A 20,241-nucleotide genomic window follows, 5' to 3' on the forward strand; every position below is an offset into this window, starting at 1 on the left:
TCGGTGGGTCTAGAAGCCCTGCGCCAGGCGGTAGTACGCCTGATTCCAGCGCACCTCCTTGGAGAACTCCTTGAGGGTGGTGCTCTCGTCGATGACCAGCAGCTCGGTGCGGGCGATCTCGGCGAAGTCCTCGAACACCTCCGCGCCGATCTGCGTGCTCATCACCGTGTGGTGGGCGGCACCGGCGATCAGCCAGGCCGCGGCCGAGGTCGCGAAGTCGGGCGCGGGCTTCCACACCGCACGGGCGACGGGCAGGTTCGGCAGCGGCTCATCGAGCGGCACGACCTCGACCACGTTCGCGGTGAGGCGGAAGCGGTCGCGCATGTCGGAGAGTGCCACGACGATGCCGGGGCCGGGGTCGGTGTCGAAGACGAGACGCACGGGGTCCTCGCGGCCGCCGATGCCGAGCGGGTGCACCTCGAGGGTCGGCCTCGAGGTCGTGAGGCTCGGGCACACTTCGAGCATGTGCGCACCGAGGATCTTCTCCTCGCCCGGGGTGAGGTGGTAGGTGTAGTCCTCCATCAGCGAGGCGCCGCCGGGGAGGCCCGCGCCCATGACCTTCGCCGCCCGGATGAGCACGGCCGTCTTCCAGTCGCCCTCGGCGCCGAAGCCGTACCCCTCGGCCATGAGCCGCTGCACAGCGAGTCCGGGCAGCTGGCGGAGCCCGCCGAGGTCTTCGAAGCTCGTGGTGAACGCGCCGAAGCCGCCCTCCTCGAGGAAGGAACGCAGCCCGATCTCGATCTTCGCGCCGTAGCGGAGCGAGTCGTGCCGCACGGCGCCGCGCTGCAGTTCAGGGGCGATGTCGTACAGGCGCTCGTACTCGTCGATCAGGGCGTCGACCTCGGCGTCGGTCGCGGCATCGACCCGCTCGACCAGGTCGTTGACGCCCCAGGTGTTGACGGAGACGCCGAACCGCAGCTCGGCCTCGGTCTTGTCCCCCTCGGTGACGGCGACGTAGCGCATGTTGTCACCGAACCGGGCGATCTTGAGCTCGTGCGTGGCGGCCCAGCCCGCGGCGGCACGCGTCCAGGCGCCGATCTTCGCGGTCACGTCGGGGTTGGAGACGTGGCCCACCACGGTCTTGCGGGCGACTCCGAGACGCGACTGGATGTAGCCGAACTCCCGGTCGCCGTGCGCCGCCTGGTTGAGGTTCATGAAGTCGAAGTCGATCTCCGACCACGGCAGGGCCACGTTGGCCTGCGTGTGCAGGTGCAGGAAGGGCTTCGTGAGGGCGTCGAGGCCGGAGATCCACATCTTGGCCGGCGAGAAGGTGTGCATCCAGGCGATCAAGCCGATGGTGCTGTCGCTGGCGTTCGCCTCGAGGGCGAGTCGGCGGATGGAGTCGGAGTCCTTGAGTACCGGCTTCCAGACCACGCGCACGGGGATGTTGCTCGACTCCTCGAGCTGACGCACCACCTCCTGCGACTGCTCGGCGACCTGACGCAGGGTCTCCTCGCCGTAGAGGTTCTGGCTGCCGGTGACGAACCAGACCTCGTAGGAATCGAGGGACGTGACGAGGGGGGTGCTCAACGAAGTGCTCCTTGGGGTGCTTGTCCGTAGACGTTCTGGTAGCGGTCGAACAGCGAGTCGATCGCCGCGGGGTCGATGGGCAGGGGGGTGCCGAGCTGGCGGGTGATGTGCACCGTGCGGGCGACGTCCTCGACCATGACGGCGGCCTTCACCGCGTCCTTCGCGTCCTTGCCGATGGTGAAGGGGCCGTGGTTCTGCATCAGCACGGCACGCGAGCGATGCCCGGTGAGCGTCTCGACGATGCCGCGACCGATCGAGTCGTCGCCGATGATGGCGAACGGGCCGATGGGGATCTCGCCGCCGAACTCGTCCGCCATGGCGGTGATCACGCACGGGATCGCCTCACCACGGGCGGCCCACGCGGTGGCGTAGGTGGAGTGCGTGTGCACCACTCCGCCCACGTCGGGCATGTTCCGGTACACGTAGGCGTGCGCGGCCGTGTCGCTGGAGGGCGAGCGGTCGGATCCCGGGGTGTCGGCGACGACGGTGCCGTCGAGGTTGCAGAGGATCATGTTCTCGGGGCCGAGGTCGTCGTACATCACGCCGCTCGGCTTGATGACGAAGAGGTCGGCACCGGGCACGCGGCCCGACACGTTCCCCCCGGTCCAGACGACGAGACCGTATCGGGTCAATTCACCGTGCAGGCGGGCGACGTCGGCGCGCACGCGCGCGATCGCCACCTCGGTCTCTGGGCTGTAGCTGCTCACTCGTTGGCCTTCCTTGTCGTGTCGTCGAATCGGCGCGTTCCGTCGTTCGATCCGCGGCCGGAGTGGTTCTGCGCGCACCGGGCGCGGGCGGCCGCGTCCGGTACCGTGCCTGCGGCGGGCCGGATGCGGTGGGCCGGGGCGACGGGGACGTCGTTCGGTCGCGCGGTCAAGAGAGCGAAGGTCATGAGGCCGAGCTCGGCACGATGCGCGCGGCGGAGGTCGACTCGCCCGGAGGACGCGACACGATCGACACCGAGAACGTGCGTCCTCCTCGTCGCCGGAGCTGGCGCGGCTGAACTCAACGGTGTCGACTCCCTCGTCAGAAATAGCTGCGGGTGGCGATCTTACGCTCACCGCACAGAATGTGAACGGTCACATTGGCTTAGTCACTTTACCCCCGCATCCGCCGCGACTGTCAAGCGCGGATTATCTCGATCGGGTAACCGCGCCGATCCGCCCCGCAGCATCCGTCGCGGCACGCCTTCCTCACCCGCGGCAGGCGGAACTCCGCGTGCCGGGAGTGCGGGATACGTGCCGCGAGCGGCATGTAGTGGCGGGAGGGGTCAGCGGGAGGGGGCGGCCGTGGACTGGCGCACCACGAGTTCCGGCATCACGTTGCCGCGGTAGGCGCCGCCCCCGCCCCCGGCGCCGTGCATGCCGCCCAGGCCGTCGAGCAGCAGGGACATGCACCGCCGTCCGAGCTCGGCGAAGTCCTGGCGAACGGTCGTGAGCGGCGGCCAGAAGTGGGCCGCCTCGGGAATGTCGTCGAAACCCACCACACTGATGTCGCGCGGCACGTCGAGGCCGGCCTCTCGGATGGCGTGGATGAGACCCAGCGCCATCTGGTCGTTGGAGGAGAAGATCGCGGTGAAGTCCCGCAGTCGCAGCATCTCCCGGCCCACGTAGTAGCCGAACTCCGACGACCAGTCGCCGAGGATCGGCGCCGTCGTCGGTACGTCCTGCGCCGACATCTCCTCGAGGAATCCGCGCATGCGCGCCTCCGCCTCGATCCAGTCCTGCGGGCCGGCCAGGTGGTAGATGTCGCGATGACCGAGCTCGATGAGGTGCCGGGTGGCGAGGCGCGCGCCGGCGATCTGATCCACCGACAGTTCGTGGTCGTCGAGGCGCCCGGTCGATTGCATGGTCACGAAGGGGATGTCGAGTGACAGCTCGGCGAGCGCGTCGAACACTCTCACCTGCGGCGCGATGATGACGAGCCCCTCCACGTCCTGCTCCATGAGGTGCGCGAGGGCCTCACGAATGGAGTCGGAGTCCTTCGCCAGGATGTTCGCGGTGAGCACGAGGTACCCGCCCTCGCGCGCCGCCTCCTCGATGGCCTGGATGCTCGACGCCGGGCCGTACTGGGCGCTGCGCGAGGTGAGAACGCCGATGGTGCGGGAGCGGCTCGTGACGAGCGCGCGGGCGGCGCGGTTCGGCCGGTACTGCAGTTCCTGCATCACGTCGAGCACCCGCTGACGGGTGGAGTCGCGCAGGCTCGGGTGCTCGTTGAGCACCCGCGACACCGTCTGGTGGGACACCCCGGCGACGCGTGCCACGTCGCGAATGCTGGGTGCTCGACCCCTCGCTGACTCCGTCGACACGTCGATTTCCGCTCTTCTGCTGCGTGTGCACGTTCACATGGGGAACGTTGCTCCCATTATGCACGGGCGCCCCGACGCTCCCCCGGCCTCGGCCTCCACCCTCACCGGGTGCGGTGAGAGATGAGGGCGGCGTGCGGTTACTTGCTGCGCTTGGGCGACTTGGCGAGGGCCGCATCCACGTCGGCGATCAGGTCCTCCACCGACTCGATGCCCACGGAGAGCCGCACGATGTTGTCGGGAACCTCGAGCACCGTGCCCCGCACGGATGCGTGGGTCATCTCGGCCGGGTAGTTCACAAGCGACTCCACCCCGCCGAGCGACTCCGCGAGCAGGAACACCCGCGTCGACTCGGCGAATCTCCGCGCCGCCTTCGCGCCACCCCGCATCGCGATCGACACCATGCCGCCGAATGCGCTCATCTGCTGACGCGCGAGCTCGTGCCCGGGCGAGTCCGGCAGGCCCGGGTAGTAGACCTGCTCGACGGCGGGGTTGCCCATCAGGTACTCGGCAAGCGCCTGCGCATTGCTGCTGTGCCGTTCCATGCGCACCGCGAGGGTCTTGATGCCGCGCGAGGTGAGCCAGGCGTCCATCGGCCCGGACACGGCGCCCGCCGCGAACTGCACGAAGCGCACCTTCTCTGCGAGTTCCTCATCGTTGAGCACGAGCGCTCCGCCGAGCACGTCGGAGTGCCCGCCGAGGTACTTGGTGGTCGAGTGCACCACCACGTCGGCGCCGAGCGAGAGCGGGCGCTGCAACGCCGGGGAGGCGAACGTGTTGTCCACCACGATGATCGCGCCGGCCTGGCGTCCGATGTCGGACAGCTCGGCGATGTCGCTGATCTTCATCATCGGGTTGCTGGGGGTCTCGACCCAGAGGATCTTGGTCGAGCCCTTCTTGAGCGCCTTCTCCACCTCGAAGAGGTTCGACATGTCGACCACCGTGTTCGTGACGCCCCAGGCGCCGTGCACGCGGTTGATCAAGCGGTGCGTGCCGCCGTACACGTCGTTGCCGAGCACCACGTGGTCGCCGGGCTTCAGCACGGCGCGGAGGAGGGCATCCTCCGCGGCCAGCCCCGACGAGAACGACATGCCGAAACGCCCGCCCTCGAGCGCGGCGAGCTGCTGCTCCAGCGCGTCGCGCGTGGGGTTGCCGGCGCGGGTGTATTCGTAGCCTCCGCGCAGGTCTCCGACGCTCTTCTGCACGAAGGTGCTCGTGAGGTAGAGGGGCGGGATGACCGCGCCGGTGGTCGGATCGAAATCCTGACCGGCGTGCACGGCGCGGGTATCGAAGCCCTGGTCCTTCTTCATGGTGTTCTCTTCCTGCTACTCGGTGAGGAATGTGAGGAGGTCGTGCCGGGTGATCACGCCGACGGGCTTGCCGCCGTCGCTCACCAGGAGCGCATCGGCCGAGCCGAGCGCGCGCCACGCTTCCGACACCGGCGCGGTGACGCCGATGAGGTCGAGCGGCGGACCGACGAAACCGCGCACGTGATCGGTGAGCTGAGCCTTGCCGCTGAATACGGATTCGAGGAGCGAACGAGCCGTGACGGCCCCGATGACCTCGCCCATCACGACGGGCGGTTCCGCGTTCAGGATCGGCACCGTGTCGACGTCGTAGCTGGTGAGGATGTGGATGGCGTCGCGCACGGTGTCGGACGGGTGGGCGTGCACGAGATCGGGGAGGGAACCGGTCTTGGCGCTCATCACGTCGCGCACGGTGCGCACCGAGGGAACGGGCGCGAAGCCGTACGACTGCATCCATTTCTCGTTGAAGATCTTGCCGAGGTAGCCGCGGCCACCGTCGGGCAGCAGCACCACCATCACGGCGGATGCGGGCAGCGTGCGCGCCACCTTGAGCGCGGAGGCGACGGCCATGCCGCTCGACCCGCCCACCAGCAGCCCCTCCTCGCGGGCGAGGCGCAGCGTCATCTCGAACGACTCGCGGTCGCTCGATGCGACCACCTCGTCGACCACGGACGGGTCGTAGGCGGCGGGCCAGAAGTCCTCGCCCACGCCCTCGACGAGGTAGGGCCGGCCGGTCCCGCCCGAGTACACCGATCCCTCGGGGTCGGCGCCGATGATGCGCACCCGCGCCTCGGACACCTCCCGGAGGTACCGACCGACGCCGCTGATGGTGCCCCCGGTTCCCACGCCCGCCACGAAGTGCGTGATCTCGCCCTCGGTGTCCCGCCAGATCTCCGGCCCGGTGGTCTCGTAGTGGCTGAGCGGACCGTTGGGGTTCGAGTACTGGTCGGGCTTGTAGGCGCCGGGGATCTCGGCGGCCAGGCGGTCGGACACGGAGTAGTAGGAGGCGGGGTCGTCCGGTGCGACCGCCGTGGGGGTGACGACGATCTCCGCGCCGTACGCGGTGAGCACGTTGCGCTTGTCCTCGCCCACCTTGTCGGGCAGGACGAAGACGCACCGGTAGCCGCGCTGCTGGGCGACGAGGGCCAGCCCGACACCGGTGTTGCCGGAGGTGGGCTCGACGATGGTGCCTCCCGGCCGCAGCTTGCCCTCCGCTTCGGCGGCGTCGATGATGCGGGTGGCGATGCGGTCCTTGGCGGAGCCGCCCGGGTTGAACGACTCCATCTTGACGAGCACGGTCGCCGCCACACCCTCGGTCACCCGGTTGAGCTTGACCAGCGGGGTGTCGCCCACGAGGTCGAGGATGGTGTTCGCGTATTTCATTCCACTACCTCTGGTAGGTCGGGCTCTGGTAGGTCCGGCGCGGTCCGCTTCCCGGCACGTTCCGACTTCCGGCACGGCCCCCGCACCGAGCGCATCGGAGCACGCGGACTCCCGCAGCCCCGCAGAGAACGGGCCAGTCGGCCCGGGCCTCAGACTACCAGCGGGTCTTCCGGCGTCACTGGACGCGCGGGCACCCGGTGGACGGATGGAAGAATGGGAGCACGGCTCTCACCCATGGTTCAGATCCCGCTGCAAGAGTGGGGCTGTTCCCCGCCCTCATCGACAGGACTCCTCTGTGGCTCGACGCGACGACATCCCGCCCGCTTCCGACTCCGGTGCCCGCACGCCGGGTTCCGCGCGGCCGGTCCCGCCCACCGCGAAGCAGCAGGCGAAGGATCTGACGGTCAAGCAGCAGCGCGAGGCGCGTCGTGCCGAGAAGGTCGCCGCACTGAAGAAGCAGCAGGCGCGACAGAAGCGCAACCGCATCCTCGGCATCTCGATCGCAAGCCTGCTCGCCCTCGGCGCCGTCGTCGCCATCATCTCGTTCGTCATCGCGAGCGCGAAGCCGCCGATCATCGACCCGGACCGCGACCCGGCGGCCATCAGCATCGAGGGCGTCGAGGAGTTCACCGGAATCGCCGGCACGCACGTGGAGCCGCAGCCCGTGGATTACGAGGCGCAGTACGGCATGACGCCTCCCGCGGGCGGCGAGCACTGGAGCCAGTGGCTCAACTGCGGCGTCTACGAGCAGCCCGTGCCGAACGAGAACGCGGTGCACGCGCTCGAGCACGGCGCCGTCTGGACCACCTACGACCCCGACGTCGTGAGCGGCGACGACCTGGAGCAGCTCCGCGACTCCCTCCCCGGCACGTACTCGGTGCTGTCACCGTTCCCCGGCCTCCCCGCACCCGTCGTCATGTCGGGCTGGGGCGTGCAGGTGCAGCTCGACGGTGTGGACGACCCGCGCATCAGCGACTTCCTCAACAAGTACTGGCAGTCGGCCACCGTGCCCGAGCCGGGAGCGCTCTGCACCGGGGCCCTGGACGCCCCCGGCAAGGTGTCGTGACCGAAGTCCGCACCGAGGCGTCTCCCTCGACCGAGGCTTCCCCTGAGGCTTCGGCGACGTTCGACCGGCGCACCCGGCTGACGATCTCGGCCATCCTCGCGGGAACGGTCATCCTCCTCCTCGGGTTCGGCGCCGGGTGGCTCGCCCGCCCGCAGCCCGCCTCGGCCGCTCTCCCCACGACGACCAGCGCGGAGGCCGGGTTCGCCCGCGACATGCAGGTGCACCACCAGCAGGCGGTGGAGATGTCGGTACTGCTGCGGGACCGGTCCGAGAACGAGGAGGTCCGCACCCTCGCGCTCGACATCCTGACCGGGCAGGGGCAGCAGGCCGGGCAGATGTACGGCTGGCTGGCGATGTGGGGACTGCCGCAGGCGCCGGCGGAGCCCCGGATGACCTGGATGATGCGGCCCCCGCTGGCCGGCGCGGGGAACCACGAGCACGGGTCCTCCGACGGCGCGATGGCGGACCACGTGCCGGGGGAACCGATGCCCGGTCTCGCGAGCCCGGAGGACATCGCCCGGCTGACGGCCGCATCCGGTAGCGCCGCCGACCGCCTGTACCTGGAACTCATGATCGAGCACCACCGCGGCGGGGTGACCATGGCGGATGCGGTGCTCGACCGCTCGGCGAACCGCACCGTGACCGATCTCGCTTCCAGCATGACCGCCGCGCAGCAGGCGGAGATCGACTACATGACCGACCTGCTCGGTCGCGTCTGATCGATCGCGTCTGATCGATCGCGACTGATCGATCGCGACTGATCGGTCGCGTCTGATCGATCGCGTTTGGTCCGCTAGCGCTGCATCGCCTTCACGACGGTCACGGACGACGTGATCCACTCGTCGAGTTCCGTGCCGCCGGCGCGGGAACCGGAGTCCCGCACCGTCAGCGCCTCGAGCACATTCACCATCTCTCGCACGATCACCCAGTCCCGCACGCGGTCCTCGTCCCAGCCGGTGATCTCGAGCACGGTGTACAGCCGATCGAGGATCGCGTGCCTCGGTGTCGGTGAGGCGACCACCTCGTCCCAGCGATTCCAGAGCAGGGGCGCGACCTCGTAGGCCGGGTCACCCGACAGCGGTTTCGGATCGATGACCAACCAGGGTTCGCGGTCGGCCGCGAGCACGTTCTCGTAGTGCAGGTCGGTGTGCAGCAGGATGCCGTCGGTTCCGTCGTCCGTGGCGAAGGCACGGGCCAGGGATGCCGCCTGCTCCACCTGGCGCCGCGGTACCCGCCGGTCGTTCCGAAGGTGCGCCAGGCGCTCCGCCCACTCCCCGCTCATCGTGGACAACCGGGCGAGCTGCGGTACGGCCGGCCGATGAATGCGGCCGTAGAGTCGGGCGACCACCTCGCACGCCTCGCGCACGGGCAGCCTGCCGAGATTGCGGCCGCCGTGGGCGCGCTCGAGGAGAAGCACCGATCGACGTGGATCCGCGCGCAGTAGTCGCACGGCGCCGTTCCCCGCCCAGGCTCGGAGGGCGAGGTGCTCGTGCTCCGCTTCCGGGTGCGGCCACCCGAGTTTCAGGGCGGCGGGGACCCCCGAATCGGTGACCATCGGAAACACGATGGCGGCGCTGCCGGTGCTCGGCGGCCCGTCTTCGGTGAGGGACCAGTCGGTGGTCACGTCCTGCAGCAGCCGAGGCAGCCGCTCGAGCCACTCTGCCCAGTCGGCACCGCGCTCGGCGTTCCGCAGGAACGCGGAGGGGATCCCGGAGGTCAGAGGGCCGCGCTCCTCTGCTCGGAGTAGAGCGTGGAGTAGGTGCCACCGGAGCGCAGGAGTTCGTCGTGGGTGCCGCGCTCCACGATCCGGCCGCCGTCCACCACGAAGATGACGTCGGCGTCCACCACGGTCGAGAGGCGGTGGGCGATCGACACGGTGGTGCGGCCGCGGGCGGCGGTGTCGAGCGCCTTCTGCACGATCCGTTCCGAGATGGCGTCGAGGGCGCTCGTCGCCTCGTCGAGGATCAGCACCTCGGGGTCCTTGAGGAGTACGCGCGCGATCGCGATGCGCTGCTTCTCCCCTCCCGACAACCGGTAGCCGCGCTCACCGACCACCGTGTCGTACCCGTCGGCGAACGAGGCGATGGTGTCGTGGATATTCGCGGCCTTCGCGGCGGCGACCAGTTCGTCGGGCGTGGCATCCGGCTTGGCGTAGCGGAGATTGTCGGCGATGGATGCGTGGAAGAGGTAGGTCTCCTGGCTCACGATGCCCACATGACCGAGCAGCGACTCGTGCCGGAGGTTCCGCACGTCGACCCCGGCGAAGGTCACCCGACCGGCCGACACGTCGTAGAACCGGGGAACGAGGTACGACACCGTGGTCTTGCCCGCTCCCGACGGGCCGACGAACGCGGCGAACTGGCCGGGTTCGATCGTGAGCGACACATCGTCGAGGGTGGGGCGCGAGTCCGGCCCGGCATCGGGATACCGGAACGTCACGTGCTCGAGGGTGATCCGACCGCGCTCGCCATCTACCGGAACGTCGCGAGCGCCCGGGCGGTCGGTGATCGCCGGACGCAGGTCGAGGTACTCGAAGATCCGTGCGAAGAGCGCGCCCGAGGTCTGCAGGTCGAGGGCGACCCGCATCAGCGCCATGAGCGGGAAGAGCAACCGGGCCTGCACGGTCGTGAACGCCACGATCGTGCCCGGCGTGATGTCCGGTGCACCGCCGACGAGGAGGAACCCGGCAGCCAGGTACACGATGGCGGGGATGCTGGAGAGGAAGATCCCCACCAGGGCGAAGAACCACTGCCCGCTCATCTGCTGCTGCACCTGCAACCGGATCTGCGTGCGGTTCTCGTCGGCGTAGCGATCGGTCTCGGCGGCCTGACGACTGAAGCTCTTCGACAGCAGGATGCCCGACACGCTCAGTGTCTCCTGCGTGATCGCCGTCATGTCGGAGAGCGACTCCTGCGTCTTGGTGGCGATGCGCGCCCGCACCTGCCCCACCCTGCGCTGCGCGACGACGAGGATCGGCATGAGCACGAGGGCGATGATCGTCAGCTGCCAGTTCAGCAGCAGCATGGCCACGAAGGCGGCGATCACGGTGACGGTGTTCCCGAGCACGCTCGACACGGTGTTGGTGAGCACACCGGCCACCCCGCCGACGTCGTTGGAGAGACGCGACTGGATGACACCGGTCTTGGTGCGGGTGAAGAAGCTCAGTTCCATCGCCTGCAGGTGCGTGAACATCCGCACCCGAAGCGCGCCCATCACCCTGTTGCCGACCGTGGCGGTGAGGTAGGTCTGCCACACGCCGAGCAGGGTGGAGAGCACGTAGATGGCGATCATGAGCCCGACGAGGGTCGCCAACCGGCCGAGGTTCGGGGTCCCGTCGGGCGGGAAGAGCCCCTCGTCGAAGGCGCGCTGGGTGAGGAGCGGCGGGATGACGCTGAAGCCGGCGGCCACGATGATCAGCACCGCGGTGAGCGCGAGCTTGGGGCGGTACGGGCGGAACAGCTGCACGATGCGCTGGAACAGGTGGTCGATCTTCGGCGCTTCGGCGTTGAGAGCGCGTTGCGCCGCTTCGTCGCTGCCACTCACCCGGGATCCTCCTCCGCGGCCCCGGCGCATGGCGCCGCCCGCGGTCACGTCTCCCATCCTGCTCACGAAACGAATCTAGGCCAGCGCCCCACCTCCTACCGGCTGTTCCGCCCACGGCGCAACGCCGCCCGGTCGACGGGATTACCGTGTTGTACATGCCCGACTCCTCGACCTACACCGCCTTCCTGCTGATCCCCGGACGGGAGTCCGAGGGCAAGGTGACCGGACCCCACCCACTGCAGGACGGGAAGCCCGCGCCGAGCATCCGCGAGATCCGCACGACCGCCGACGGGGAGCGCCGGGTCGCGACCTACGACCTCAGCGAATCCATCGGTGCGCCGTCGTTGTACGAGTACACCCTGGTGTCCGACGAGCCCACCACCTCCGGCTGATCCCGATGCGTCGATCCGCCGCCAGCGACTCGCGACCCGCGCCCGGAATCGGGATGTAGATGGCACCCCTCGGTCGTCGACGGGCGCGGCGTTCCGCGCCCTACGAGCCACCGCCGATACTGCCGGTGGCTCCGATCGAACGCGTGGTCGACGAGGGTGCGCTCATCTCGGCGACCACCGTGCGGATGGCGATGAAGAATCGGCTCATCGTCGATGCGCTGCGTGACGGCAGACGCTTCGACGCCGACGTGCTGCGGGCTGCGGCCCGGGCGCAGTTCCTCGTGCTCGCCCGCGAGAATGACGAGACGGCCGTCCGGGTCGACCGGCTCGACCTGCCGGACGATGCGAGCGCCGAGCATCGGCGGAGGCCCGAGGTGCACCGGATGCTCGCGGCGGCCCTCCGGGCGGCGGCCGACGACCCCGAGCGGTTGACCGCCATCGTCTGCGCGGCTCGGGACGACGCACTGCAGGAGGTCGTCGACGAGTTGACGACGCGGCTGGTGCTGCGGGATCGGCCTCCCACCGGCGGGCCGGACGACGAGTTCGAGCGGTTCCATCGCCTGCGCGACTTCATCGAGATCGACCTCGCAGCCCTCGAAGCTCAGGCGCGGCGGAACGCGCCGCCCGGCGACCGGAGCTGAGCGCCCCGGACCGGGACCGGGAGCGGGCCGGTCGGTCGGCACATCCCGGCCGGTCGAGCAGGCACGCCTGATCGGCCGTGCACGCCCGACCGGTCAGTCGATGGCGGCCAGCAGGGCGTTGGCCCAGGTGGAATACACGCCGGAGACCTGCGCGGAATCGGGGCGGCGCAGGTCGGGCAACCGTTCCGGCGGGAACGGCACCGAGATGCACCCGGGTCGGGTGGTCACCAACCCTCGCGTCGCCTCATTGAACCGTCGCACCTGTCGCCCGGCGCGGGCGCGCACCGCTCGGGGCAGGTACGGGTACTCGTCGAGCGGTGGCGCTTCCGCGACGATGATCCGGGCGTCCGGTGACAGCTGGGACCTGAGAGTATCGAGCGCCACCCCGAGGAGCCGCGTCCACACGCGCACGGGGGTGCTCCGAACCGCGTCGCCGATGCCGAGCATGACCACGACCACGTCCGCGTCCACGAATACCGCGGGATCCGACACCACCGCCGACGCGGTGTGCACGGTCAGGTCGGGGAACGGCGCGGTCGACCACACCACGCCCTGACCGTGCCGGGTGGCGAGCTGGCGGGCGAGGTGGCCGGCGATGCTGAGCTCACCGAGCAGCGTGCCGTAGCCGATCGAGGTGGCTTCTCCGATCACCACGAGGTGGTGGGGATGCGCCCCGGGAATGGTGCCCCCGACCCGGCCGGGCGGGAACGCACTGGCGCGCATCACCTGCCGTTGCACGAGGTAGTTCACGAAGTGCAGGGGCCGCGCTGCCGCGCGGAGTGCGGCACGCCCCGCTCCCCCCGCCCTCGGCCCGCCGCGGTACGTCATCCGACGTCGGCGCCCTCGGCGCACCAGGAAAAATGCCTGCTCATGCCGCACATGCTACCCCCGGGGGTCCCGCCGGCAACACGACGAAGCCCCGGTGCGGCATTGACCGCACCGGGGCTTCGAACGCACCCGACCGCGGGAGCGTGTCGGTCGATCTATCCCTTCGTGGATCCGGCGAGCAGTCCTCGAACGAAGTACCGCTGCAGGCTGAAGAACACGATCAGCGGAATGACGAGCGACACGAAGGCCGCGGCGGTGAGGCGCTGCCATTCCTGCCCGCGCGACCCGGTGAGTTCGGCGAGCCTCTGGGTGAGGGGCGCGACGTCCGGGGTTCCGCCCGAGAACACCAGGGCGACGAGGAGATCGTTCCAGACCCAGAGGAACTGGAAGATGCCGAATGAGGCGATGGCCGGCAGCGCGAGCGGGATGATGATCCGGAAGAACACCTGTCCGTGACCGGCGCCGTCCACCCGAGCCGCCTCGATCACCTCACCCGGGATCTCCGAGATGAAGTTGTGCAGCAGGAAGATGGCGAGCGGCAGCGCGAAGATCGTGTGCGCGATCCAGACCTGGGCGTAGTTACCGGCGGGGAGTCCGGGCAGGATCTGCGTCTCGCCGAACCGGAGCCCGAGGGAGAACATCTGCAGCAGCGGGATCAGGGCCATCTGCAGCGGCACGATCTGGAGCGCGAAGACCAGGATGAAGAGCGCGTTGCTGCCCTTGAACTTGATCCACGCGAAGGCGTACGCCGCGAGCGACGCCAGCACGAGCGGGAACAGCGTGCCGGGGATCGCGATCGCGAGCGAGTTCACGAAGTACGAGCCGAGTTGCGGCGACGACGCCGACGACGACAGGAGCACGTCCTGGTAGTTGGCCAGCGTGAACCCCGGGTTCTGGAAGATCGTCCACCAGCCGTTGTTGCGGATCTCGTCCTCGGGGCGAAACGACGACACGAACAGGCCGAAGGTGGGCAGGGTCCACACCACCGCGATGATGAGCGCCGCGATGGTCGCTCCGCGCGAGGTGAGGCGCTGCTTGACCCGCTTGGTCTTGGTGGCCCCCTCCTGCGCCAGTTCGTACGACGTGTCGTCGCGGTCCGAACGACCGGGGACGGGGAGGTCTGCTGGGGCGACGCTGCTGCTCATCGGATCTCCCTCTGCTGGCGCAGGATGCGCACGTTGTAGATGACGATCGGGAGCACCATGATGAACAGGATCAGCGCCAACGCCGATCCGCGTCCGGGTGCCTGCGACCGGAATGCCTGGTTGTACATCTCGTTCGCCACGACGCTCGTGCCGAAGTTTCCGGCGGTCATCGTCTGCACGATGTCGAAGACCTTGAGGGTGGCGATGGAGATGGTGGTGACCACCACCACGAGCGACCCGCGGATACCGGGGACCGTCACGTTGCGGAAGCGCTGCCAGGCGTTGGTTCCGTCGAGCTGCGCCGCCTCGAGCTGCTCGGTGGGCACGCCCTTGATCGCGGCGGAGAGCACCACCATCGCGAATCCGGTCTGCACCCAGATCATGACGACGATGAGGAGAAGCGTGTTGATGGGGTCGGACTGCAGCCAGAGCACGGGTTCGGCGCCGAACCAGACGAGGATCTGGTTGAGCGCACCGATCTGCTCGCGGCCCTCCGGGCGGTACTCGTAGACGAAGCGCCAGATGATCGACGCCCCGACGAAGGAGATCGCCATCGGCATGAACACGAGCGCCTTGAAGATGCGCTCCCCGCGGGCCTTGTCGATGAACACCGCGTAGGCGAGGCCGATGATCGTGGACACCAGCGGCACGAGTACGACCCAGACGACGGTGTTCGCGAGCGTGCGCAAGGCGTCGGGCTGGGTGAACATCCAGACGAAGTTGTCGAGGCCGATGAAGTTGCCGGTGTTGTCGGCGAACGCGGCGATGCTGGTGCGTACGGCCGGGTAGATCAGACCGATGCCGAGCAGGAGGAGGGCGGGCGCGAGGAACGCGACGAGCTGGAAGCCGTCACGCCCCCTCTTGGGCGCCTTGTCGATGAGGAACAGGATCAGTCCGATGACCGCCGCGAAGATGGCGAGCGCCGCGGCAACCTGGACGATCTTGTTGATGAGGTCTGCAGTCGTCACTGACGAACAACCTTCCGCTTGGGGGGAGAGGGGAAAGCAGGGGCCGTTCGGATCTCTCCGAACGGCCCCTGGAACGGGCGCAGGGAACGCCAGTCCGTGCTGTTACGAGGCGGGCCAGCTGCCTTCGATGAAGGTTGCGACCTGCTCCGAGCTGTCACCACCGATCCAGTCGACCATCCCCTTGAAGAAGGAGTTGGCGCCGACCGCGGCCGGCATGAGGTCGGAGGCGTCGAAGCGGAACACGGTGTTCTCGCTCTGCAGCGTCTCGACGGCGGAGGACAGCAGGTCGCTCGACGCGTTGGCCGGGTCGAGGCCGCTGTTGGCGCTGATCACACCGCCGAGGGAGACGCGGTTGTTGGCCCACGTGTCGCTCGACAGGAAGGTCTGCACCGCGACGACCTCTTCGCTGTCCGTGAAGGCGCCGACGATCTCGCCACCGCCGGTCACGGCGTTCTCGCCACCGGCCTCGGCCGGCGGGGTGAGGAATGCCCACACGTCACCGTCCTCGGCGACGTTGGTGTCCTCGGGCCAGAAGCCCTCGTAGAACGTGGCCTGGTGGTGCATGGCGCACTCGTTGTCGAGGATGGGCAGACCGCCCTCGCCGAAGGGCAGGGAGACGATGGACTCGACACCGCCGTGTCCGCCGTTCACGTACTCCGGGTTCTTCAGGATGTCGCCCGCCGCGTCGAAGGCCTCGACGATCTGCGGGTCGTTGAAGGGGATCTCGTGCGCGACCCACTGGTCGTACACCTCGGGCCCGGAGAGGCGGAGGACCATGTCCTCGACCCAGTCGGTGCCCGGCCATCCGGTCGCGGCGTCCGATGCGAAGCCGGCGCACCACGGCGTAACGCCGTCGTCCGCGATCTGCTGGGTGAGGGTCATCAGCTCGTCGAGCGACTCGGGCTGCTCGTAGCCGTTCTCTTCGAAGAAGCTGGGGCTGTACCAGATGTAGCCCTTGATGCTCGCCATCAGCGGCGCACCGTAGAACTCGTCCTCGACGGTCCCGTAGGCCTTCCAGTCCGCGGACCAGAACTCGTCGACGTTGGACTCGACCGCCTCGGGGGCGGGCTGGAGGTAGCCGTCGCGGGCGAGCGAGGCGAACAGGCCGGGCTGCGGGATGATCGCGAGGTCGGGCGGGTTGCCGCCCTGGGCGCGCACGTTGATCTGGGTCTCGAACTGCTGCGAGCCCTCGTAGACCACGTCGATCCCGGTGCAGGTCTCGAAGTCGATCCAGGATTCGTTGAGGCGGTCGGCCTCCACCTCGACGATGGTGCCGTATACGTTCACCTCAGGGCTGTCGGCGGTGAAGTCGCCGTAGGCCTCGTAGTCGGAACAGTCAGCGTCTCCCGCGTTCTCGGCAGCAATATCGCCCGTGCACCCGGCAAGGGTGAGGGCGACGGCGCTTGCTGCTGCGAGCGGGAAGACGAGACGACGACGGTGCAGGGTAGAACTCATGGATGTCTCCTCCTCTTCGAGTCGAACCGGTGCTCGCTGTGCCGCGCAGACGCGCGGTCGGGAACCGGTTCCACAGGTCAACGTACGGCACGCCCCCACGCGATGCAAGGCGGGAACATAACGAAACGGTATTCCTGCACACCGTCAGAACTCGGGAGGAGAGGACGGGAGCTCGGGTATTCGCCTGGTGAAACGCTTCGATCGTGGAACCGATTCCACATGCGGTCGTTCCGCGCTACGCTGTGTTCGACACGGGGTCCCGTCGCACCGGGAACCGGAACTCGGCCCAATGAGGGGATGCCGGCATGAGCGCTCTTGCGGACGTCGCACGTCTCGCCGGCGTGTCCAAGGCGACGGCCTCCCGCGCGCTCAGCGGTCGCGGGTACGTCTCCGAGCACACCCGGGACGCGGTCGCCCGCGCCGCGGCGCAGATCGGTTACGTCGTGAGCTCGAACGCCTCGAGCCTCGTCACGGGTCAGACCAAGAACGTCGGCGTGGTCATCCCGTTCCTCAACCGGTGGTTCTTCGCCGAACTGCTCGAGGGGATCGAGTCGGCCCTGCTCGAGGCGGGCTACGACCTCACCCTGTACCGCCTGACCGACGACGTCGAGCAGCGCCGCATGATCTTCGAGTACTTCCTCGTGCGCAAGCGGGTGGACGCCGTGATCGCCGTGAGCGTGGCGCTCACCGATGCCGAGGTGATCCGCCTGCAGTCGCTCGGTAAGCCGCTCGTGGGCGTCGGCGGCCCGGTCGACGGCATGACGACCCTGAGCATCGACGACGTGGCTGTCGCCCAATTGGCCACCGAGCACCTGCTGAGCCTGGGGCACCGCCACATCGTGCACCTCGGGGGATCGCCGGAGGATGAGATGGACTTCTCCGTGCACGAGAAGCGCCTCTCCGGCTACCGGGTCGCCATGACGAACGCGGGGCTCGGCGATCACGGCGCATTCGCCCCTGCACCGTTCTCCATCGAGGGCGGCTACCGCGCCGCCCTCGCCCTGCTCTCCGATCCCCGGTCCCGGCCGACCGCCGTATTCGCCGCGTCCGATGAGATCGCCATCGGGTTGATCATCGCCGCCCGTCAGCTCGGTATCCGGGTTCCGCAGGACCTCTCCGTCGTCGGCATCGACGGTCACGAGCTGTCGGACATGTTCGGGCTCACCACGCTTCAACAGCATCCCAAGCACCAGGGCCGCCTCGCCGTCGACCTCGTGCTGCGGGGGCTTGCGGGCGGCGGCGCAGACACCGGCGGCAGCGTGTCGGTGCCGGTGGACTTCGCCGCCCGGTCGAGCACCACCGCACCGGCCCGCTCGACCGTCGCCTGACGTCGCGCACGGACGACGAAAGGCGCCACCTCGAGGAGAGGTGGCGCCTTTCGGCTGGTGCGGGTTGTGACCGGTGCGGGTCGTTACTTGAGGGTAACGGTGGCGCCGGCGGCCTCGAGCTGAGCCTTGGCCTTGTCGGCGGCTTCCTTGCTCGCGCCCTCGAGCACGGCCTTGGGGGCGCCGTCGACGAGCGCCTTCGCCTCACCCAGACCGAGGCTGGTGAGCGCGCGCACCTCCTTGATGACCTGGATCTTCTTGTCACCGGCGGCCTCGAGCACGACGTCGAACGCCGTCTGCTCCTCGACCTCTTCGGCGGGAGCAGCTGCTCCACCCGCGGCCGCAGCAGCGACCGGAGCGGCAGCCGTGACCTCGAAGACCTCTTCGAACTTCTTGACGAAGTCGCTCAGCTCGATGAGGGTGAGCTCCTTGAAGGCGTCGATGAGCTCGTCGTTTGACAGCTTTGCCATGATTTTCTCCTTGTGTTCTTGACGTGTGTCTACCGCTTGCGAAGCACTCCGCCCCGGACGGGGCGGACAGTACTAGGAGGCGGAATCCTGCTTCTCGCGCAGCGCTTCGACGGTGCGAACCGCCTTCGCGAGCGGTGCGTTGAACAGATATGCGGCACCGAACAGCGAAGCCTTGAAGGCGCCGGCAAGCTTGCCGAGCAGAACTTCACGGGATTCGAGGTCGGCGAGCTTGCGTACCTCGTCGGCAGTCAGGGCGTTACCGTCGAAGTAACCACCCTTGATGACGAGCTGAGGATTTGCCTTGGCGAAGTCGCGCAGACCCTTCGCGACGGCGACAGGGTCTCCGTGCACGAATGCGATGGCGGACGGACCGACGAGTTCCTCGTCGAACGACGAGATTCCCGCCTGGTTTGCCGCGATCTTGGTCAGCGTGTTCTTCACCACGGCGTAGGTTGCGTGCTCACTGATCGAACCGCGCAGCTGCTTGAGCTGTGCGACAGTGAGACCGCGATACTCGGTCAGCAGAACGGCGCTCGAGTTGCGGAAAGAATCCGCGAGCTCGGCAACCGTAGCTTCCTTGTTCGCCATGGCGCTCCTTTTTACCTGGGGTCCTGCTCTCGCAGGTGCCGGCAGCCCCGGGCGCGCACACAGAAAAAGCTCCGGCGCAGGAGGCCGGAGCTGAGAGAAACGCGCAATTGCGCGGTACTTCTACTTCGATCACCTACGCGGGCCTTCGCAACGGATGCCCCATGACGGGACACATCGTTCGTGCGAACCTTCGACCGATGCCCCCGGATCACTCCGAGCACACCGGTAACCAGCGGTCTTTGGCTTCGATCAGGGTACGGGCGATCTCGGCCCGATGCAAATCGGGACGCATCGTCCCGCAATCGTCCGTCCGCTCAGAAGCCTTCGGGTGCGTGCGGCACGTAGGCGCTCTCCAGCATGGTGATCTCCTCGGCGGTGAGCGACACGTCGAGCGACGACAGGGCGTCGTCGAGATGGGCCTCCGTGGTCACCCCCACGATCGGCGCGGTGACCACCGGATTGCGCGACACCCACGCCAGCGCCACCTGGGCCCGCGGGATTCCGCGACCCTCGGCCACGTTCGCCACCGCCGCTGCGACGCGCCGGTCGCTCTCCTCGGCCTGGCGGTACAGCACCTTGCCGAACTCGTCGGTGCCGCTGCGCGCGGTGGCGGCGTCCCAGTCGCGGGTGAGGCGACCGCGGGCGAGCGGGCTCCACGGCAGCACACCGATGCCCTCCGCCTCGCAGAGCGGATACATCTCCCGCTCCTCCTCGCGGTAGATCAGGTTGTACTGGTCCTGCATGGTCACGAACCGCGCCCAGCCGTTGGCCGCCTGCATCGAGAGGGCCTTCTCGAACTGCCACGCCCACATCGACGAGGCGCCGAGGTAGCGCACCTTGCCGCTCCGGACGAGGGAGTCGAGCGTCTCCAGGGTCTCCTCGACCGGCGTCGCATCGTCCCAGCGGTGGATCTGGTACAGGTCGATGTAGTCCGTGCCCAGACGCCGCAGGCTCTCGTCGATCTGCCAGAGGATGTGCTTGCGACTGAGGCCGGCGCCGTTCGGTCCGTCCGCCATGCGTCCGTTCACCTTCGTGGCGAGCACCACGTCCTCCCGGGAGGCGAAATCGGCGATCGCGCGCCCCGTGATCTCCTCGCTGGAGCCCAGCGAGTACACGTTCGCGGTGTCGAAGAAGGTGATGCCGGCTTCGAGGGCACGTCGGATGAGGGGTCGCGATGCGTCCTCGTCCAGGGTCCACTCGTGCGACCCGCGAGCGGGGTCCCCGAAGCTCATGCAGCCCAGCGCGAGCGCTGAGACCTGTGTTCCGGTGGTGCCGAGTCGGACGTACCGCATGCA

20 protein-coding genes are annotated in these 20,241 nt (G+C 68.6%); 5 read left to right on the top strand and 15 right to left on the bottom strand.

The window, feature by feature from the left end:
- Positions 1-9 precede the first annotated feature (9 nt).
- The 6 genes from araA to EY822_RS03935 form a co-directional block, all read right to left on the bottom strand.
- Complete coding sequence (araA, locus tag EY822_RS03910) at positions 10-1,530, bottom strand: L-arabinose isomerase (protein ID WP_150307076.1); 1,521 nt, start codon at positions 1,528-1,530, stop codon at positions 10-12.
- Complete coding sequence (locus tag EY822_RS03915) at positions 1,527-2,237, bottom strand: L-ribulose-5-phosphate 4-epimerase (protein WP_150307077.1); 711 nt, start codon at positions 2,235-2,237, stop codon at positions 1,527-1,529. Before EY822_RS03915 ends, araA begins: the two co-directional genes overlap by 4 nt.
- Entirely contained in the window at positions 2,234-2,422 is a 189-nt protein-coding gene (locus EY822_RS03920) for a hypothetical protein (RefSeq protein WP_150307078.1), read from the bottom strand. Before EY822_RS03920 ends, EY822_RS03915 begins: the two co-directional genes overlap by 4 nt.
- A gap of 378 nt (positions 2,423-2,800) precedes the next feature.
- Positions 2,801-3,793, bottom strand: coding sequence for a LacI family DNA-binding transcriptional regulator (locus EY822_RS03925; RefSeq protein WP_264674002.1), 993 nt, complete (start codon positions 3,791-3,793; stop codon positions 2,801-2,803).
- Between the two features lie 182 nt (positions 3,794-3,975).
- Complete coding sequence (locus tag EY822_RS03930) at positions 3,976-5,145, bottom strand: cystathionine gamma-synthase (RefSeq protein WP_150307080.1); 1,170 nt, start codon at positions 5,143-5,145, stop codon at positions 3,976-3,978.
- Between the two features lie 15 nt (positions 5,146-5,160).
- Complete coding sequence (locus EY822_RS03935) at positions 5,161-6,525, bottom strand: cystathionine beta-synthase (RefSeq protein ID WP_150307081.1); 1,365 nt, start codon at positions 6,523-6,525, stop codon at positions 5,161-5,163.
- Positions 6,526-6,820: 295 nt separating this feature from the next.
- Here EY822_RS03935 and EY822_RS03940 point away from each other — a divergent pair, with 295 nt between their 5' ends.
- A complete protein-coding gene (locus EY822_RS03940) occupies positions 6,821-7,591 on the top strand; it encodes a DUF3105 domain-containing protein (RefSeq protein ID WP_227497009.1) in 771 nt (256 codons plus the stop codon).
- Positions 7,588-8,310, top strand: coding sequence for a DUF305 domain-containing protein (locus tag EY822_RS03945; RefSeq protein ID WP_150307083.1), 723 nt, complete (start codon positions 7,588-7,590; stop codon positions 8,308-8,310). Before EY822_RS03940 ends, EY822_RS03945 begins: the two co-directional genes overlap by 4 nt.
- A 74-nt stretch (positions 8,311-8,384) precedes the next feature.
- On the opposite strand, the gene EY822_RS03950 is transcribed toward EY822_RS03945, so the two are convergent.
- Together EY822_RS03950 and EY822_RS03955 are read right to left on the bottom strand one after the other, a co-directional pair.
- Positions 8,385-9,215, bottom strand: coding sequence for an aminoglycoside phosphotransferase family protein (locus EY822_RS03950; protein ID WP_227497010.1), 831 nt, complete (start codon positions 9,213-9,215; stop codon positions 8,385-8,387).
- Between the two features lie 92 nt (positions 9,216-9,307).
- Positions 9,308-11,191 (bottom strand): ABC transporter ATP-binding protein, encoded by a 1,884-nt coding sequence (locus tag EY822_RS03955; protein WP_150308747.1) that lies wholly within the window; start codon positions 11,189-11,191, stop codon positions 9,308-9,310.
- A gap of 98 nt (positions 11,192-11,289) precedes the next feature.
- Between EY822_RS03955 and EY822_RS03960 the strand changes: the two genes are divergently transcribed.
- Positions 11,290-11,526 (top strand): hypothetical protein, encoded by a 237-nt coding sequence (locus EY822_RS03960; RefSeq protein WP_150307085.1) that lies wholly within the window; start codon positions 11,290-11,292, stop codon positions 11,524-11,526.
- A gap of 125 nt (positions 11,527-11,651) precedes the next feature.
- Positions 11,652-12,167, top strand: a complete 516-nt coding sequence (locus EY822_RS03965) for a hypothetical protein (protein WP_150307086.1) — start codon at positions 11,652-11,654, stop codon at positions 12,165-12,167.
- 93 nt (positions 12,168-12,260) lie between these two features.
- On the opposite strand, the gene EY822_RS03970 is transcribed toward EY822_RS03965, so the two are convergent.
- The 4 genes from EY822_RS03970 to EY822_RS03985 form a co-directional block, all read right to left on the bottom strand.
- Entirely contained in the window at positions 12,261-12,995 is a 735-nt protein-coding gene (locus EY822_RS03970) for a GDSL-type esterase/lipase family protein (RefSeq protein WP_150307087.1), read from the bottom strand.
- A gap of 155 nt (positions 12,996-13,150) precedes the next feature.
- Positions 13,151-14,140: a carbohydrate ABC transporter permease gene (locus tag EY822_RS03975; RefSeq protein WP_150307088.1), complete on the bottom strand. Its 990-nt coding sequence runs from the start codon at positions 14,138-14,140 to the stop codon at positions 13,151-13,153.
- Positions 14,137-15,108 (bottom strand): carbohydrate ABC transporter permease, encoded by a 972-nt coding sequence (locus EY822_RS03980; protein WP_150307089.1) that lies wholly within the window; start codon positions 15,106-15,108, stop codon positions 14,137-14,139. The genes EY822_RS03975 and EY822_RS03980 overlap by 4 nt, the downstream gene beginning before the upstream one ends.
- A gap of 102 nt (positions 15,109-15,210) precedes the next feature.
- Positions 15,211-16,563 carry an ABC transporter substrate-binding protein gene (locus EY822_RS03985; RefSeq protein ID WP_150307090.1) on the bottom strand — a complete coding sequence of 451 codons (1,353 nt, stop codon included), beginning with the start codon at positions 16,561-16,563 and terminating at the stop codon, positions 15,211-15,213.
- A 305-nt stretch (positions 16,564-16,868) separates the two neighbouring features.
- Here EY822_RS03985 and EY822_RS03990 point away from each other — a divergent pair, with 305 nt between their 5' ends.
- Positions 16,869-17,891, top strand: coding sequence for a LacI family DNA-binding transcriptional regulator (locus EY822_RS03990; protein ID WP_150307091.1), 1,023 nt, complete (start codon positions 16,869-16,871; stop codon positions 17,889-17,891).
- An 83-nt stretch (positions 17,892-17,974) separates the two neighbouring features.
- Here the strand turns inward: EY822_RS03990 and rplL are convergent, their stop codons facing one another.
- The 3 genes from rplL to EY822_RS04005 all read right to left on the bottom strand — a co-directional run bounded on the left by rplL (position 17,975) and on the right by EY822_RS04005 (position 20,238).
- Complete coding sequence (gene rplL, locus EY822_RS03995; protein WP_150307092.1) at positions 17,975-18,358, bottom strand: 50S ribosomal protein L7/L12; 384 nt, start codon at positions 18,356-18,358, stop codon at positions 17,975-17,977.
- 72 nt (positions 18,359-18,430) lie between these two features.
- Positions 18,431-18,946 carry a 50S ribosomal protein L10 gene (gene rplJ / locus EY822_RS04000; RefSeq protein WP_150307093.1) on the bottom strand — a complete coding sequence of 172 codons (516 nt, stop codon included), beginning with the start codon at positions 18,944-18,946 and terminating at the stop codon, positions 18,431-18,433.
- Between the two features lie 314 nt (positions 18,947-19,260).
- The gene (locus EY822_RS04005) at positions 19,261-20,238 is read right to left on the bottom strand and encodes an aldo/keto reductase (protein ID WP_150307094.1); all 978 of its coding nucleotides are present in this window, start codon (positions 20,236-20,238) and stop codon (positions 19,261-19,263) included.
- Positions 20,239-20,241: the final 3 nt, after the last annotated feature.

The sequence above is a fragment of the Planctomonas psychrotolerans genome (genome assembly GCF_008642235.1).
GTDB lineage: Bacteria > Actinomycetota > Actinomycetes > Actinomycetales > Microbacteriaceae > Planctomonas > Planctomonas psychrotolerans.